Origin of the sequence: Pseudoduganella sp. OTU4001 (assembly GCF_038440195.1) — a bacterium.
Lineage (GTDB): Bacteria > Pseudomonadota > Gammaproteobacteria > Burkholderiales > Burkholderiaceae_D > Rugamonas.
On sequence record NZ_JASATG010000075.1, the window covers coordinates 1 to 569 of the forward strand.

Consider the following 569-nt stretch of genomic DNA (forward strand, 5'->3'; position numbering starts at 1 on the left):
CTGGACACCTACATCCCAACCCCAGAGCGCGCTGTTGACGGCACCTTCCTGATGCCAGTGGAAGACGTGTTCTCGATCTCCGGCCGCGGTACCGTGGTGACCGGTCGTGTTGAGCGCGGCATCATCAAGGTCGGCGAAGAAATCGAAATCGTTGGTATCGTTGACACCGTCAAGACCACCTGCACCGGCGTGGAAATGTTCCGCAAGCTGCTGGACCAGGGTCAGGCAGGCGACAACGTTGGTCTGCTGCTGCGCGGCACCAAGCGTGAAGACGTTCAGCGTGGTCAGGTTCTGGCGAAGCCAGGCTCGATCAAGCCGCACGCGCACTTCACCGGCGAGATCTACGTTCTGTCGAAAGATGAAGGCGGCCGTCACACCCCGTTCTTCAACAACTACCGTCCACAGTTCTACTTCCGTACCACCGACGTGACCGGCTCCATCGAGCTGCCAGCGGACAAAGAAATGGTTATGCCAGGCGACAACGTCTCCATCACCGTGAAGCTGATCTCCCCGATCGCTATGGAAGAAGGTCTGCGTTTCGCAATCCGCGAAGGCGGCCGTACCGTTGG

General features: G+C 59.4%; 1 protein-coding gene. It reads left to right on the forward strand.

The features are described 5' to 3' along the window. Nucleotides 1–569, forward strand: a 569-nt coding sequence (locus AAHE99_RS26685; protein WP_342120989.1) for an EF-Tu C-terminal domain-related protein, incomplete at both ends; no start/stop codon positions are given.